The sequence below is a fragment of the Paraneptunicella aestuarii genome, from assembly GCF_019900845.1.
GTDB lineage: Bacteria > Pseudomonadota > Gammaproteobacteria > Enterobacterales > Alteromonadaceae > Paraneptunicella > Paraneptunicella aestuarii.
This window is the reverse complement of sequence record NZ_CP074570.1, coordinates 1,592,182-1,608,784: the sequence shown is the minus strand read 5'-3', so window position 1 is coordinate 1,608,784 and position 16,603 is coordinate 1,592,182. Positions and strand designations below refer to the sequence as shown.

Below are 16,603 nucleotides of genomic sequence, written 5' to 3'. Positions count from 1 at the left end.
GCTGCTTTTCTATCTTTTATCTGTCTTCTTGTATTTGATTTGCCTCTAAGACTCAGAACAAGACTATTCGACAGTATTTTTCAAGAAAGTAATATAGTCAGATAAACCCAATTGCTTTACATCACGCATGTAGTTCAAATACAGCCTGATAGATAATTCGGGTAACGGCTTGACCAAATGCATTTTCTTCTGCTCTACATAGTCGGCAGCTAATATTTCAGGCAAAACAATACAGCCCCCATTCGTCAACATATAATCCAAACCGATTTGCACAGAACTGGTTCTGAAATGAGAGCGGCGAGTTTCAGGAAACTGCTTTTCCATATATTCTGCAGCCTTGGCTCCCCAATCAATCATGATGTACGAAACAAACTCTTCTTCGGAGAGCTCTTCCTTGGTGGAATATAAGGCTAATTTAGATTCTTGCAGTAAAGAGGTACCAAATTCTTCTGACTTTAATGGCTCTAAAGTAAAAGCCAGATCAATAGTACGTTCATGTAATTGGCGCGATAGATGATCGTTATTCATTACCTCGGCTCGCAATGACACTTCTGGGAAATGTTGCTTCATTGCAGACAGCCACTGTTGCATGGAAAATTCCCACGCATTGGGAGTGCCTGCTACCACTAAAAAGTGTAAGTCGATCTCGGCGAGCGCTTTTTTAGCGTCATTTAGTGTCTTATTGATAATTTCAGCATGAGGTAGCAGCTTTTCGCCAGCAGAAGTCAGTCGAATACCGTGGCGGTAGCGATAAAACAACGATGTACCGAAATATTCTTCCAGTAACTTAATACGTGCGCTAATAGCGGATTGAGTTAGATACAGGTTTTCTGCGGCTTTACCAAAATGGCGTGTCTTGGCAACTTCAACAAACGTTGCGAGGAAGCGAATATCCATTGTTCTCATTGAAATCTGATATGAATATTCTTTAAGTTACAGTAAAGCGAATGATTTACAAGTTTCCAAGGGTCAATGGCTTAACGAACAAGCAATTAACCCCAGGAAATCTTTAGAGCAAGTCGCTCTAACTTGTCAGGAAGTATTAAGACAGCTTGCTTAACTTCTTATAACCTTCCAATGCCAATTCGCCGTTGACGCACTCAAGAACATAGGCTGCTTTGGCTTGTTCTTCAATGCCTTCTTCCTGAGCCACTTCGGTACAATATTGTTTCAGTTCAGCAACCAGTTCTGCTGGCGCATCAGACATGTCTCCAGCCAATGTTGGTAATGACCACAACGCTGCACAGACAATAGCAATGTATTTCATATCTTTCTTTCACTTTCAAAAAATAGTTAGGTAACTAAAGCACGCTCTGGAATATTGGAAGCAATATCCTCGCTTGAAGTATTAGCCCGGTCAGCTAAAAAGAAAAATGAAATAACTTTATCTTGAAGAGAAAAAGAATTGATTTAGTAAGTCTTGGAAATTCATAGGCTTCTGTGAAAGTGATACAGATATAACCAAATGGTCAAGTTATGTTTGCAGTATCATCATTTACACACAAATTTTTTTTCATTTCTGTTATGTCATGTTTCTATTTCGGTATAAACTTTAACCCCGCACAGGAAGATTACATTTCTTATTTGTGTATTAGAGTGTTAACACCCAATTCCTATCCAAAAAGCCTCACCAACTGGTAAGAATTTCGCTCTCAATAAGAAAAAATAACATTATAAAAATTAAAATTTGTTAAATTTCATGCGGAGTACCTGAATGCATTTAACCAACACATTCAAAACTAAAACGTTTAAATTAGGCTTGTTAGCCGCAGCAACTCAACTTTTCTTTTCTACCTCACTTCAAGCTCAAGAAACACCTCAAGTTAAAGCCGAAGCTGAAGATCTGGAAAAAATCATGGTAACGGCTCGGAAACGTACCGAAAGCCTGTTTGAGACACCAACAGCCATTACATCTATCGGCTCAGGCATGATAGATGATGCCAATATTGGCAATCTGGACGATGTAGGCAAATATGTTCCAAACCTGAACATTAGCCGCTACGGTGTCGGTAACGCAGCCCACGCAGCTATTTTCATTCGCGGCATAGGTTTACAGGATCATATCATCACCACCGACCCAGGTGTTGGCGTGTATCTGGATGGGGTTTATCTGGGTCGCCAAATGGGTGCGAACCTTTCATTGCCAAATATTGAACGCGTAGAGGTATTACGTGGCCCACAAGGTACCTTGTATGGACGTAACACTTTAGGCGGTGCGGTTAACGTTATCACCAAAAAGCCTGGCGATGAGCATATTGCCAGTGTTGCACTAAAAGCCGGCTCTCGCAGTCGTGTTGCGGCAGACATTTACATTAATGCTGAGCTGACCGACAATCTTAGTTTCTCCGCCAGCGGTTCGTTTAAAACTCGTGATGGCGTTGGTCATGCGGTTAATCTGGAAAATCCTGAAAAAGAAATCGGTGAAGAAAGAGAATTCAGTGGTCGCCTGGCGGCTAATTGGCATGTCAGACCTGACTTTTCATTGATATTTTCTTTCGATGCCGTAGACAACGAATCAGGTCAATCTCCTTACACAATTGAATTCACTAATGCGTTAGATCCTAACGACATCTTCAACGGCGATTTCCCATTATTAACACCGGATATGATCCCGGCAGATCCTGATGATCTGGGCACAACACTGCCAGGAATTGAATCTAACAGCCATGATGGTTGGGGCACCTCAATTACGGCTGAATGGCTTGTCAACAGTGCTATTACTGCCAAGTTTATCGGTAGCTATCGTACTTCGAATTACGAAGGCGGTTTGGATGACGATGCATCACCATTACATTTGTCAGAATTCCCGGAAGAAGGCGGCGCAGATCAGTATTCATTAGAACTACAGATTAACGGCACTTACGACAACATGGATTTTGTCTCTGGCCTTTACTATTTCAACGAAGATGGCTACACACGTTCTGGCCCTTGGGTATTCAGTCCTTTTAATACGCCAGATGGTTTAATGAGCGACGGTGTTACCCCCTCATTCGGCGGCTACGGCTATTTCGATTTGAATCAGGAAACCGATGCCTACGCAGCTTATTTGAACATGTCTTATGATTTGACTGATCGCATGAGCATTGGCGGTGGTGTTCGCTATTCCAAAGACAAAAAAGACGCCAACGCCTGGTTCCCTACCTTTGACTTTATCGATCCTGTGACAGGCAGAAAATATGTCGAAGCTGATTTCAGCGAAGTCACTTGGGACTTAAATGCGGCATATCAGTTTGAAAATGGCATGAATGTATATGCCCAGGTTCAAAAAGGCTATCAAACTGGCGGCTTCCCTCCTCGTCCGTTTGGCGGCTCAGCACAGTTTGTATCTTTTAATGAAACCACTGCGATTAACTACGAAGTGGGCTTAAAAGGCAAAGTCACTAATGACCTATCAATGTTACTTGCCATGTTCTACACAGAATACACAGATTTGGCTCTGCCTTTCTCTGATCCAACATCTGGCGGTGGGTTCGTTACTATCGTAGAAAACGCGGGTGAATCTGAGGCCTTAGGTGTTGAAGTGGAAGCCAGTTGGCAAGTGACAGACAACTTCTCAATCCGCTCAGCTATCGGCTTTATCGACGCAGAAATCACTCAGGTTGATCCGGGCGTAATCGGTATTGGCGAGGGTGACTCCCCTGCACAAACTCCTGAATGGACAGTAATGATTGCACCTTCCTACTACATGGATATGAGCACGGGTGGTTCCATGACATTCAGCGCTGATGTGTCTTACCGTGATGAAATGCAAGGGCAATCTATCTACAACCCTAACGAACTCATTGATGCGCGTACTCTGGTTGGCTTCAACGCCAAATATGAGTCGGAAGAGGGTGATTGGTCATTAACCCTTTATGGTGAAAACATCTTCAACGAAATATACGACCAGGGCCGTCTGCAACAAACTGGCTTTGTCGGCATTGTTCGTAGCAATGACAGAAGCGAATTCGGCTTACGTTTCTTTAAAGAAATTGAACTTTGATAAGCTTTGACTGGCTGTTATAGCTGATACAAAAAAGCTCACCCCGGTGAGCTTTTTGTTTATCGGAAAAGTATTTTGTGCAAACTAAAGTACACTGTCCTGATGAATGGTAATAAAGTGCGGCGTGCCCACTTTGCTGTAATCAATCTTGTATTCTTTACTATTCAAGGTTTGAACAAACAACAAGGTTTTTTCATCACTAAAAATCTCGTTACTGGTCACATCAATTAATTCCATATCCAGCATTTTGGCATCGCGTTTAGTTTCCGGAACTTCGCCTGTATATTCTTTAATGCCCCGATGAGTCACAATTACCAACGGATTATCTTCACCGTTCATAATTAACAAATCCAGCTTGCGCATCTTGTGAATAATTGTGTTCTTGCCACTAACCAGAAAAGGCTTCTCAGTCATTTTTTACTCCATTGGGGATATTACACCAAACTAAAAACGATACCCCGATACTCAGGACTACTTTAAAAGATAGACCAGAATCGTAAAATTTGAGTAATTTTCAAATAAAATTGCAAAAAACTCTGCTTAACATCAAACAGTTACATTAAATAACTTCAGCTGCGCATAAGAAAGCGTTTTGAGTCGGTTATTTTCGGCGACTTCTTCGTTAAGTTTACTTGCAATAGTCTCGCTATTGGCGCGTAAACTCGCCTCGAATTCACTAAAAAGTAACGTTCCTCAAAATATTCTAGTGGCATATGGGGGCTCATATGACCAATAACAGTTTGAAATATATTGAGTTTCTTATTGTTATTATTCGCTTTCTTATGCGCAGCTGAGGTTAAATACGAAAACATGGAAGATATTAGCAATAATTTTATCGTTATTTCTGAAGCATAGTTTTTATCTGATCGCGATTAAAAATTCTTTTTAAATGCATGATCTCAGCTAGAATGGCGCGTTCATAAATTTTATTAATCCGGAGTAGTTTTATGAAAAGGGCTTTAGGAATTTTATTTGCTATCAGCACATTAATCATTACAGGTTGCGGCAGTACCCCCTCAGCACCAATATTTAAAACCACAAATCAATTTAAAATCGACAATATTCATTTCAAGCTATCTCAACTTGTTACACCTGAAATTGAGTATCACACCGAGGAAGAAATGAAAAAAATCATCATTCCTCAAATTGAAGACAGATTGCAACGAGCTAATTTGCTAACAAATGATGAATCGGCAAACAATTTGTTTATCTTCCTGGATTACCAAAGACGTTTTGTTGGAGATGCGTCTCCATTTCCATCCGATTCACTGAGTACGCCATTCTTTGGCTATACAATAGAAATTAGAGAAGGCAACAAGGTAATTTCCACCATCTCAAGAAATCGCTTAATTTACAAAGCTGGCTTTACATTCAACTTGAAAATTGTCTCTGGCTCATTGCGTGAAAAATCCGATGAACTGACATTTTTAAATGCATTAGCAGATAAGATTATTGATGAAATTAAAAATATCAGATTGCAGTCAAATTAATCCAAAATACGATCAGGAAGCAATATCCATTATTGCTCCCTGATTAATTTCAATAACCTCTTCTATGACAGAGTTATTTTTTAATACTCTGCAATAATGCCCTAAGCTTGGCGGGCTTAACCGGCTTGGTCAGGTAATACACTTTATTCTCAGCAGCGGCCTGTACCACTACGTCACTACGGTTGGCTGTGATTAATACAGCAGGGAGTGGCTTATTGAATGTGCGTCTGAAGTGCTGGATCATGTCCAGCCCTGTCGCATCACCACCTAACTGATAATCAAACAACAACATTTGTGGTTCGTTTTCCTTAGCCAATTCCATAGCCTTCTTACAGTTGGTTGCGCAGTCCACTTCCAATTGCCATTTCGACAACAGTGTCTTCATGGCTTCCAGATTTTCCTGATCATCATCAACACACAATACACGTAATTGTTTAAAACCCGCTTTAGATAAATTAGGCCCATGATGCTGCTCTGATTGTGGTTCCGCCGCATCAATCAAAACAGAAAAACAGCTTCCCTGGAAAGGCTTGGAGGTCACAGAGATCTCAGCATGAATTTTCTCTGCCAAACGAGATACCACACTCAAGCCCAAGCCAACCCCCTCAGCCTGGCTATTTTGAACACGATAGAAGTCGGTGAATACCTTGTCATGCTCTTCCTCCGGAATACCGACCCCAGTATCACGAACTTGCAATAACACTTTGCTTCCTGCTTCAGCAGTCATCGCCGTCACTTCAACTTTTCCGATATTGGTATACTTCAATGCATTAGAGAGCAGATTTCTGACAATCCGATGCAAATAAGTGGCGTCGGTATTGACCCATAATTCAGGAACATTGAATGAAAGTGCGAGCCCTTTCCTTTGTGCAGCCAAGCTAAACTCGTCGATGAGAGAAGACAGCATTTTCTTCAAATTCACGGCACTAAAAGAGGGCTTCATATCCCCCTGTTCCAGACGAGAAATATCCAGTAATGTCGATATCATGGCCTCACTGGCGCTAACGCTGTTGTCGATCTTTTCAAAGATAGTCGCGACATCAGGACTCAACTCGTACTCTTTCAAGGCAGACAAATACAGCTTTGCAGCATTCAGTGGCTGTAAAACGTCATGACTTGCCAAAGCAAGAAAACGCGTTTTACTGGCATTCGCTTCTTCTGCCGCGCTACGAGCAGACATTAATTGCTTTTCAACTGCACTACGGCGTTCGATTTCCTTGCGCAATTCAACGTTGATTTCCTGCACTTCTTCGGAGCGATGTTGAATACGTTTCTTCAAGTCAATGTTGCTTTCTTCCAACGCCTTTTGCAGCTCGATGTGCTCAGTGATGTCGTTAAAACTGGTAACAAACCCACCTCTTGGTAGCGGGTTTCCTACCATTTCAATCACTCGCCCATCGCTGCGCTCGCGAATAAACTTATGGGGTCTGCCGCTGCGTAAATGCTCAATACGCTTTTGTACCAACGCTTCCACTTCACCAACACCACATTCACCGCGTACCGCGTTGTAACGAACCAACTGTTCCACAGGCGTGCCGAAGCTCACCAAGCCTTCTGGATATTCAAACATATCCAGATATTTTTGGTTCCAGGCTACTAATGTTAATTCCTTGTCGATAACGCTAATGCCCTGCTCCAGGCTTTCTAAAGAAGCAAATAACGCAGACTGGTTAATCTTGATGGCTTGCGCGGTTTCATCAAAAACCTGGATGACCTGCTCGAAATTAAGCTGCTCACCGCTCACTACGGAATTGATTAATACGTTGGCACTGGAAGCCCCTATCACACCGCCCAAGGCTCTTTCACAGAATTGAATAAATGCAATATCGGGAGCATCGACTCCGGAAATTACCAAATCATGTTTCTTTTCAAAGTCTTGCAATAGCTGGCGACTACGATCCATGCCCAGAAAGGTATTCAACACTGTGATTAAGTCATCATTGGAGACATGGTCTGCCGCCACCATTGAATTGACTTTATGTTCGTGGGTTTCAACAAAAGCATGAGCCTGGATTTTGTCGGCTAAGCGCGGGTGTGCAAGCCAGGAGAACAAGATGAAAGCCGCGATGTTGGCAAACAAACTGGAAATCGCCGCCAGACTCATCATTTCACTTTGTAGATGATGTTCATGATTGTCACCGCTCAGCAGTGGCATAAACAACCACAGCATCCACACAGTAAACCCGGCTATCCACCCGGCATAAACTCCTTGAGCATGGGCTCGTTTCCAGTACAAACCACCAACAATCGAAGGGAGTAGATGTATAACCAATGAAAATGCCAGCAAACCGATATTGGTCAGCGGCGTGCTAATGGAAAGTTGTTGATGATATAAAAATGCCAAAATCAACAACGCGGCAATGACTAAACGCCGGATCCAGAGAATTTTCTGAGTATAAATTCCCGGGCGTGATTCATGAGGCGAAGCCGTTAATATTCTGGGCAAAATAACATCATTCGTCACCATTGTGCTTAATGTCAGTGTAGCAACAATGATCATTGCAGTAGCAGCAGACAACCCGCCCAAAAAGACAAAGCCGGTGATCATTGGCCAGCCGCTTTGCAGAGCTAAATGAATAACATAAGTGTCGGGGGGGATGCTGTCGGAAGGTACTCCGTCAACACCAAAGGTATTCAATCCCATTGAGGCAATGATTGGAATGAGAACCGCCATCGTGCCGAGATACAAAGGGAACAGCCACTGAGAGGTTTTCAGGTGCTTTAAGTTCAGATTATCAACGATAGCAACATGAAACTGACGAGGTAAGCAAATCACCGCCGCCGCCGCGACAATGGTCTGAGCCCAAAAACTCAACGATAAAACCGATGACACACCTTCGTCACTGAAAAAGCTCTCATCTAAAATTCCCCCTTCCAAGGTATTCATACTGGCTTGTAAATCGCCTTCCACGAACCACCAGCCAGCCACCACAACCATCATCAGTGCAATGAGTTTCACCAGCGATTCAAATGCGATTGCCAGCATTAAACCATGTCGATATTCCGTAACGTCTGTGCGCTGAGTACCAAAGTAAATACTGAATAAAGCAATGAAAAAGGTCGCCAGAAGAATAACGTACTGAGCATATTTCTCGCCGGCAATGATAACAAATGCCAGTCCTATCGCTTTAAGCTGCAAGGCGATATAGGGAATAGTCGCCAACAGCGCGATCAAGGTCACCAGTAAGGCAACCGTTTGACGTTTGCCATATCGAGACGAGATAAAATCAGCAATCGTGGTGATGTTTTGTTTTTTACTGACCAATATCAGTTTGTATAAGAATGGGCGACCAAAGGTATAGAGCAATATTGGTCCTAATAATATTGGCAAGTAACTCCACTGATTTCGTGCAGCTTCACCCACAGCGCCATAGAAAGTCCATGCTGTACAATAAATAGCCAAAGCCAAACTGTACACGGCAGGATGCGATGTGAGCCGTTTGGCGTTAACACTATGTTTGTCTCCCCACCGTCCAAGCCAAAACAGGATCACCAGGTAAGCAAAGGCTAATAAAAACCATCCAAGGGTCATTGCGGGCGTCACCTTTAACTTTGAAAGTATTCGTCTATGCTAACTCTAACACAAGTAAAATCATCAAGTTGCCATGTGAGACCAAAGTCCGATTTTACTGTGGGCAAGTTAATATTAAATTGCACTCAGGCGTACCTTAGCTACATTTTATTAACAACAATGCAAAATTTGCCAAGGTACTCAAATCTGTAGGAGGAATGAGAATGGCTTTCCAGTCAGAAGAACAAAAAGTCGCCTATTGGCGCAGAAACATTGGCCTACTCGGCAAGCTACTCGCCATATGGTTTGTAGTATCTTATGGCGCCGGCATATTATTTGTCGAAGCCCTAAACAGTATCCATTTTTTTGGTTTTAAACTTGGATTCTGGTTTGCTCAACAAGGCTCAATCTATATTTTCGTGGCGCTAATCTTTTACTACGTGAAGAAGATGAATGACCTCGACAAAGAATTTGGTGTAGACGAGGAGTAGAACGTAATGGGCATTCAAAGTATGACTTTTCTTGTAGTGGGGATAACGTTCCTTCTCTACATCGGTATTGCAGTATGGTCTCGTGCGGGCTCTACAAAAGAATTCTACGTTGCAGGCGGCGGTGTACACCCTGTCATGAACGGGATGGCAACCGCAGCAGACTGGATGTCAGCAGCATCATTCATTTCAATGGCCGGCCTTATCTCTTTCATGGGTTATGACGGTTCTGTGTATTTGATGGGCTGGACAGGTGGTTATGTACTTCTGGCATTATGTTTGGCTCCTTACCTGAGAAAATTTGGTAAGTTCACAGTGCCAGACTTCATCGGTGACAGATATTACTCTCAAACAGCTCGTACCGTAGCGGTTATCTGTGCAATCTTCGTATGTTTTACCTATGTTGCTGGTCAGATGCGTGGTGTAGGTGTTGTATTTAGCCGCTTCCTGGAAGTTGATATTACAACGGGCGTAGTTATCGGTATGGCAATCGTTTTCTTCTACTCGGTATTGGGTGGTATGAAAGGGATTACCTATACTCAGGTTGCTCAATACTGCGTATTGATTTTCGCCTACCTTGTTCCAGCAGTATTCATTTCAATCATCATGACGGGTCACGTATTCCCACAATTGGGCTTTGGTGCCACGTTAGCTGATGGTTCAGGCGTGCATTTGCTTGAGAGGCTGGATGGACTCTCGACGGAGCTCGGGTTTACCGAATATACGAGCGGCAAGAAGAGCATGATTGACGTATTCTGTATTACTGCCGCTTTGATGGTGGGTACTGCAGGTTTACCTCACGTTATCGTTCGCTTCTTCACAGTACCTAAAGTACGTGATGCTCGTAAGAGTGCGGGTTGGGCATTGTTGTTCATCGCAATTCTTTACACTACAGCGCCAGCGCTTGCTTCATTTGCTCGTGTAAACATGATCAATACTATCAATGGTGTTGAGCAAACGGGTACTGATTACGCAGAAGCGCCTAGCTGGATCAAGAACTGGGAGAAAACCGGTTTGATCAAGTGGGAAGATAAGAATGGCGACGGTAAGATGTTCTACTCTGGTGACGAACGCAATGAAATGAAGGTTGACCGTGACATCATGGTACTGGCCAACCCTGAAATTGCTGACTTGCCAATCTGGGTCATCGCATTGGTAGCCGCAGGTGGTGTTGCAGCAGCATTGTCAACTTCCGCCGGCCTACTACTGGTTATCTCAACGTCGGTCTCGCATGACTTGTTGAAACGAAATATCATGCCGAATATCTCCGATAAGCAAGAACTGATGTATGCGCGTATCGCGGCTGCAACGGGTATTGTTATCGCAGGTTATCTGGGTATTAACCCGCCAGGATTCGTTGCTCAGGTGGTCGCATTCGCCTTTGGTTTGGCAGCCTCGTCTTTCTTCCCTGCCATTATCATGGGTATCTTCCACAAGCGTATGAGCAGCAAGGCAGCCGTTGCAGGTATGTTAGCAGGTATCGGTTTCACCGCTGCTTACATCATCTACTTCAAGTTTGTTAACCCTGGTGCAAACAAACCTGAAAACTGGCTATTAGGTATCTCACCTGAAGGTATCGGTACGATCGGTATGTTGATCAACTTCGGTGTCGCATTCATTGTGTACCGAGTTGTAGGCGAAGCTCCTCAAGACATTCAAGATTTGGTTGAAAGCATCCGTTATCCTAAAGGTGCTGGAGAAGCGCACGATCACTAAGATTGTGCCCAGACAAATTATTGAATCATAATAACAAGCAATGGTTTCACTCCCTGGAACCATTGCTTTTTTTATGGCTTGAATCATAAAGGTAAACAGAGATGGATATTCCAAATCAAGTTCTGGATTTCTTTAAACGCCACGCACCTTTTGATGCCTTGGCGAATGATGATTTAAATGAATTAGCAGCGCAGGCCAACCTGGTTTATGTCACTGCTCAGAATCATCAGGAAGTGATGCCCCCTTCCACTGACTATGTGTATTTAATCCAAAGTGGTCACTTTATCGTTCACGAAAAAGGACATAGCCGCCCTATCGGCGCAGGTGACTATTTTGGATTACATCTTCTTTATGAGGATGACATACCCGATTTCAGGATGGATGTTGAAGAAGCAGGTTTAATCTATTTTCTGCCGGTAACCACCATAAAACGGTTGCAAAAAACCAACCCGTCTATCCCTCGTTTCTTTGAGCGATACGACAAAAAAACTCACTCCGACCCATTGGATGAATCATCCAATATCTGGTTGCATCAACGTATTGATACACAACTACAGCGAGCACCTGTTACAACTACGGCTCACACAAGCATTGAAGATTGCGCTCGCTTGATGACTGAACAGAAAATCTCTTCCTTATTGATCACAGACGAAAACGGTCTGGCAGGTATCATCACAGACAAAGACATTAGAAGCCGAGTTGTGGCTCAAGGGTTGCCACCCAGCTACCCGGTTTCTGAAATCATGACCATGGATCCGCATTTAACAACCGGAGATAAAACCATGTTGGATGCTTTGAGCATGATGACTCAACACAATATTCACCATTTACCTATTGTTAAATCTAATAGCGAGAAAGGTAAACGCACGGTATTGGGCATGGTGACATCCTCAGACATATTACGTGCCCAACGTAGCAATATTTTGTTAGTGATTGATGATATTTCAAAAGCCAACAACCTGTATGAGCTGGTCAATGCTTCATGGCAAATTCCCCATTATTTTAAGACCTATGCCAGCCGTTTTAGCGATTTTGATATCGCAGGAAAAGTGCTTTCACAAGCCACAGATATCATGACCCGTAAGCTGATAGACTTTTTCACCAGTCAGCACGGAATGCCCCCTATGGATTACTGCTGGATGGTGTATGGTTCTCAAGCAAGGGGCGATCAGAACCTCGGTTCGGATCAAGACAATGCCCTTTTAATGGAAAGAGATCCCAGTGACGAGGAAAGCCAATATTTCGCCGATTTTTCAGATTACGTATGTAGTGGCTTAGCGAAATGCGGTATCAAATTCTGCGGCGGCAACATCATGGCTTCCAATCCCGATTTACGAAAGTCCATTTCCAAAGCCATTGAGCGAGCTCGGGTTTGGTCAGAAAACCCCACCAGCGACGCCATCATGCATTTTAATATTTTTCTGGATGTTCGCTGCGTATCGGGTAACGAACAACTATTCGAAGAGTTTATTCGCAGCAGAACCAGGCTCTTACAAAAGTCGATGTTTATCGCCTCATTGGCACGACATGCCAATAGCGTCGATGTGCCGCTGTCCTTATTCAGACAATTTTCCTATGAAAAGAAAGCACCATCCAAAGACTGCATCAACATCAAGGAAAAAGCTGTAGCAATTGTGAATGACATCGTCCGAATTTATGCATTAGCCGAAGGTATTACCGCACCCAGCACAGTAGACAGGTTAAATGCTCTAACCAATAGTTGCGGATTGAACAATAAAGATCGTAGTAATCTGAAAGAAATCTGGTTCTTCCTGAACCGACTGAGATGGCGTCATCAACTTACATACAACACGACAGACAATCTTGTCTCAATGAGCGAACTATCATCTATCGAAAGATATCAACTCAAATCAGCGTTTCAGCAAATAAGGCAAGCACAACAAGGCTTAATAATGAAATTTAGTGGTGGGATTGCAAGTTGAACCGTATAGCCTCCGTGATTAAACGCATTAAACGTTCCTTGTTCACTCATACAGAATTACCGGAACAATGGCGCAACATTGCCATTAAAGAGCTGCCCTTACTTGCATTGGATCTGGAACTCACCAGCCTTGAGCAGGATGCCGAGATTGTTTCTGTGGGTTGGGTAGCCTGTGAACACCAGGCGATTCAATTATCCAGTGCCTTTCATAGCATCATAAGTACCGATGCCAATCTACACCAAAGCCCGACAATTCATGGGCTCATCAATGAAGATATTATTGCAGGCGCAGACTTGAAGGAAGTTCTGGAAAAGTTGTTTGTAATGGCAAACTCGCATATTTGGGTATTTCACAATGCCCTCATCGATTCTTCAGCGATAAAACGCGCCTGTACTCAATTAAACATAGAGTTTCCGGATTTTGTTTATTTCGATACCTTGCAGATGGAACGCTATTTACTGGAAAAGAAACAACATCCAATCGTCAACGGAGCGCTCACGCTGAAATCCTGCCGCCATCGTTATGGACTGGAGGAAGCTCCAGCGCACAATGCTCTGGATGATGCTATGGCGACTATCGAACTTGCTCTGGTTCAACTGCACCAATTCTCGCCAAAAGGCAATGAAGAACTGCAACAGCTCATCAGAACCAAGGCTCTGCATTTAAGTTGAAACTGGCTACATAACCCCATATATGGGGTTATGTAGAGATGATCTGTGAAGGTTATTTAACCTGAAATAAAAAGCTAAATGCGTCATAAGCGGCCAGATGCAATACATCACCATGATTTTGCTGTTCATATAAACGAAACGCCAACTGCTCATTCTGAGGAAGCGACTTCAATAATTTAACATGCAAATGGCGCGCTATTCGTTCCATAATTTGGCCTTCTTTTCCTACAGCAATAAATACTTTTCCCTTGAATGATGAAGCCTGCAAATGCTCAGGAAGTTTTTCCAAAAGCAAAGACTCGTCATCCCACCATAAGCTTGGACTCACAATCACGTAGTTATCAAACAACTGAGGTTTGCGATACAAAATTTCCGTTACTAACAAACCTCCCAGAGATTGCCCAACAATAGTCGTACTTTCGCTCACTCGGTACTGTGTTTGCACTAAGGGCTGCAACTCTTTTTCTATGAATTCGATAAATCTGGCAGAACCTCCGGATGTAGGAAACTCCTCTTTATCCTGCTTGTTACGGCTAGGAAATGTGAAGTCCCGCTTTCTATCTACATTACCAATACCAACCACGATGGATTCCGGCATCAGGTTAATCCAGGAAAAAGAGCCAAATTGAACCAACCCTGAGATATGAATAAAGTCCTCATCTCTTGAGCCATCAAGAAGGTAGATAACCGGGTAGTTACGATCAGTATTTTCGCTATAGCTTGCAGGAAGATAGACATTTACAATCCGATTTTCCTGTAATATTTGAGAATCAAATTTAATCGATTCGCCAATGGAGAAAGGCGCTTTGTTTAAGTTAAATTTGCCAGGAGTGTTTTGAGCCAAAGCAGTGAACGAGAAGACCACAATCGCTATCAAAAGAAATAACTGCTTCATACCTGTTCCAGATTAATTCAGGTGAGTAAATTTAATACTCGTGAAAATACCAAGCCTTGAATGTAAAGTCACATAACTCGTGGGAAATCTTTGAAAAAGTCTCCCGTCATCAATCAATTCCTAACTTGTTCACTCTGCAAGCCTCCTCTATACTTTTCAGCGTCAAACAACGATCCCTCTTTTCTAATTCATTCGAGTATTCATCATGAAATTTACCTACTCTAATCCAACTCAAATTCAATTTGGACAAGGACAAATCGCATCCATTAGCGACCTTATCCCTACCGACCAAAAAGTGTTGGTGCTATATGGCGGTGGCTCCATTAAGAAAAACGGGGTTTATGATCAGGTTGTCGATGCGTTAAAAGATCATGACTGGCAAGAATTCTCTGGTGTCCAACCTAACCCGACGATTCAAGTGTTAGACAAAGCTGTTGCTCAGGTAAAAGAGCATAATATTGATTTTATCCTGGCCGTGGGTGGTGGTTCAGTCATTGATGGAGCCAAATATGTTGCTGCCGCAGCTAAATATAATGGTGAAGGTTGGGATATATTGAAAAAGCGCCTGAGAATAGAAGATGCGGTTTCTATTGGCGCCATTTTAACCTTGCCAGCCACAGGTTCAGAATCCAATGCAGGTTCGGTTGTCAGTAATGAAGACACACAGGAAAAACTGGTCTTTTTTTCTCCTCTGGTTCAACCCAAATTTGCAGTCATGGATCCTGATGTGGTTAAAACCCTTCCGTCTCGTCAGGTGGCAAATGGCATCGTGGATGCGTGGGTTCATACCTGTGAACAGTATATTACCTTCCCAGAAAATGCACTGGTTCAAGACGGTTACTCAGAAGCATTGCTTAAAGCTCTAAAAAGACTGGGCGAGACCTTCAATGAACAAGACGACCAATGGCGAGCCAATTTGATGTGGGCGGCAAATCAGGCATTAAACGGTTTGATTGGCTCAGGCGTGGCTCAGGATTGGGCAACCCACATGATAGGACATGAACTGACCGCGCTCTATGGCGTTGATCATGCCCGTTCTCTGGCAATAATCCAACCATGGTTACTACGCAATCAAATTGAATCGAAACGCGCCAAACTGGAGCAAATGGGACGCAACGTATTTGGACTTCAAAGCAGCGAAGACCTGGCTGAGCGCACTATTCAAGCAATCGAAGACTTCTATCATAGCCTGGATGTCGCAACGCAATTAACCGAACACAATGGTGATAAAGCTACAGCCATCGACGCTATCGTTAAAAACCTGAAAGCACATGGATTGGCGCGATTAGGCGAAACGCAATCGGTAACCATCAAGCATTGCCGTGCCATTTTGGAAGAGGCTGTAGCTTAGCACAACCAAACATATCAACCATCAATATAAGTGCATCAGCAACTCTCAGCCACGTTCTTGTGGCTGGGGGCGGCTCATTAGTCTTACCTATTCCTTTAATTTCTCTCCATACGCTCATTCTTAACTATACTTAATCGCATGACATTTCAGTTGCTTAAGTAACCATCCAGATGAGTGAACGACGTAACTTTACCCGCATTCTCCTTTCAGGAGAGGTGGAGCTACATTCAAAGGACAAGGTCTGGTCTAGTCACCTTATTGATATTTCCCTCAAAGGCGCTCTCATAACCATTCCAGAACAATTTAAAGGCCAAGCAGGAGATTCTATTAATCTAAATATCTTCATGGAGTCAGTAGCATCAATACAATTTGAGGGGCAAATTACCCACATAGGTGCCAAGCATTTGGGCTTAAAAAGCGACAGAATGGACATCGACAGCATGACGGAACTACGTCGATTAATAGAACTCAATATGGGAAACGACTCACTGCTACATCGAGAACTACATACGCTGGTAGCAGTGAGTGATGAATAGAAGGGTAAGAACTAAAAGTG

Annotated in this window: 13 protein-coding genes; 8 read left to right on the top strand and 5 right to left on the bottom strand. The window is 43.1% G+C overall.

The window, feature by feature from the left end; genetic code table 11:
* Positions 1-63: 63 nt before the first annotated feature.
* Positions 64-906 (bottom strand): LysR family transcriptional regulator, encoded by an 843-nt coding sequence (locus KIH87_RS06675; RefSeq protein ID WP_232360755.1) that lies wholly within the window; start codon positions 904-906, stop codon positions 64-66.
* 136 nt (positions 907-1,042) lie between these two features.
* Complete coding sequence (locus tag KIH87_RS06670) at positions 1,043-1,267, bottom strand: hypothetical protein (RefSeq protein ID WP_232360754.1); 225 nt, start codon at positions 1,265-1,267, stop codon at positions 1,043-1,045.
* 447 nt (positions 1,268-1,714) lie between these two features.
* Between KIH87_RS06670 and KIH87_RS06665 the strand changes: the two genes are divergently transcribed.
* Complete coding sequence (locus tag KIH87_RS06665; RefSeq protein ID WP_232360753.1) at positions 1,715-3,982, top strand: TonB-dependent receptor; 2,268 nt, start codon at positions 1,715-1,717, stop codon at positions 3,980-3,982.
* Positions 3,983-4,066: 84 nt separating this feature from the next.
* On the opposite strand, the gene KIH87_RS06660 is transcribed toward KIH87_RS06665, so the two are convergent.
* The gene (locus KIH87_RS06660; protein ID WP_232360752.1) at positions 4,067-4,396 is read right to left on the bottom strand and encodes a hypothetical protein; all 330 of its coding nucleotides are present in this window, start codon (positions 4,394-4,396) and stop codon (positions 4,067-4,069) included.
* A 533-nt stretch (positions 4,397-4,929) separates the two neighbouring features.
* Here KIH87_RS06660 and KIH87_RS06655 point away from each other — a divergent pair.
* Positions 4,930-5,472 carry a hypothetical protein gene (locus KIH87_RS06655; RefSeq protein WP_232360751.1) on the top strand — a complete coding sequence of 181 codons (543 nt, stop codon included), beginning with the start codon at positions 4,930-4,932 and terminating at the stop codon, positions 5,470-5,472.
* 73 nt (positions 5,473-5,545) lie between these two features.
* Here KIH87_RS06655 and KIH87_RS06650 read toward each other — a convergent pair whose 3' ends face one another.
* On the bottom strand, positions 5,546-9,004 hold the full coding sequence (locus KIH87_RS06650) for a PAS domain-containing hybrid sensor histidine kinase/response regulator (RefSeq protein WP_232360750.1): 3,459 nt from the start codon (positions 9,002-9,004) through the stop codon (positions 5,546-5,548).
* A 203-nt stretch (positions 9,005-9,207) separates the two neighbouring features.
* Here KIH87_RS06650 and KIH87_RS06645 point away from each other — a divergent pair, with 203 nt between their 5' ends.
* The 4 genes from KIH87_RS06645 to KIH87_RS06630 all read left to right on the top strand — a co-directional run bounded on the left by KIH87_RS06645 (position 9,208) and on the right by KIH87_RS06630 (position 13,801).
* The gene (locus KIH87_RS06645; RefSeq protein ID WP_232360749.1) at positions 9,208-9,474 is read left to right on the top strand and encodes a DUF4212 domain-containing protein; all 267 of its coding nucleotides are present in this window, start codon (positions 9,208-9,210) and stop codon (positions 9,472-9,474) included.
* Positions 9,475-9,480: 6 nt separating this feature from the next.
* Positions 9,481-11,187: a sodium:solute symporter family protein gene (locus KIH87_RS06640; RefSeq protein ID WP_232360748.1), complete on the top strand. Its 1,707-nt coding sequence runs from the start codon at positions 9,481-9,483 to the stop codon at positions 11,185-11,187.
* A gap of 101 nt (positions 11,188-11,288) precedes the next feature.
* On the top strand, positions 11,289-13,130 hold the full coding sequence (locus KIH87_RS06635; RefSeq protein WP_232360747.1) for a putative nucleotidyltransferase substrate binding domain-containing protein: 1,842 nt from the start codon (positions 11,289-11,291) through the stop codon (positions 13,128-13,130).
* Entirely contained in the window at positions 13,127-13,801 is a 675-nt protein-coding gene (locus KIH87_RS06630) for a 3'-5' exonuclease (RefSeq protein ID WP_232360746.1), read from the top strand. The genes KIH87_RS06635 and KIH87_RS06630 overlap by 4 nt, the downstream gene beginning before the upstream one ends.
* A gap of 52 nt (positions 13,802-13,853) precedes the next feature.
* Here KIH87_RS06630 and KIH87_RS06625 read toward each other — a convergent pair whose 3' ends face one another.
* Positions 13,854-14,696, bottom strand: a complete 843-nt coding sequence (locus tag KIH87_RS06625) for an alpha/beta hydrolase (RefSeq protein ID WP_232360745.1) — start codon at positions 14,694-14,696, stop codon at positions 13,854-13,856.
* Positions 14,697-14,901: 205 nt separating this feature from the next.
* Here KIH87_RS06625 and KIH87_RS06620 point away from each other — a divergent pair, with 205 nt between their 5' ends.
* Positions 14,902-16,047, top strand: a complete 1,146-nt coding sequence (locus tag KIH87_RS06620; protein ID WP_232360744.1) for an iron-containing alcohol dehydrogenase — start codon at positions 14,902-14,904, stop codon at positions 16,045-16,047.
* A 170-nt stretch (positions 16,048-16,217) separates the two neighbouring features.
* Positions 16,218-16,583: a PilZ domain-containing protein gene (locus KIH87_RS06615; protein WP_232360743.1), complete on the top strand. Its 366-nt coding sequence runs from the start codon at positions 16,218-16,220 to the stop codon at positions 16,581-16,583.
* The last annotated feature ends 20 nt before the right edge of the window (positions 16,584-16,603 follow it).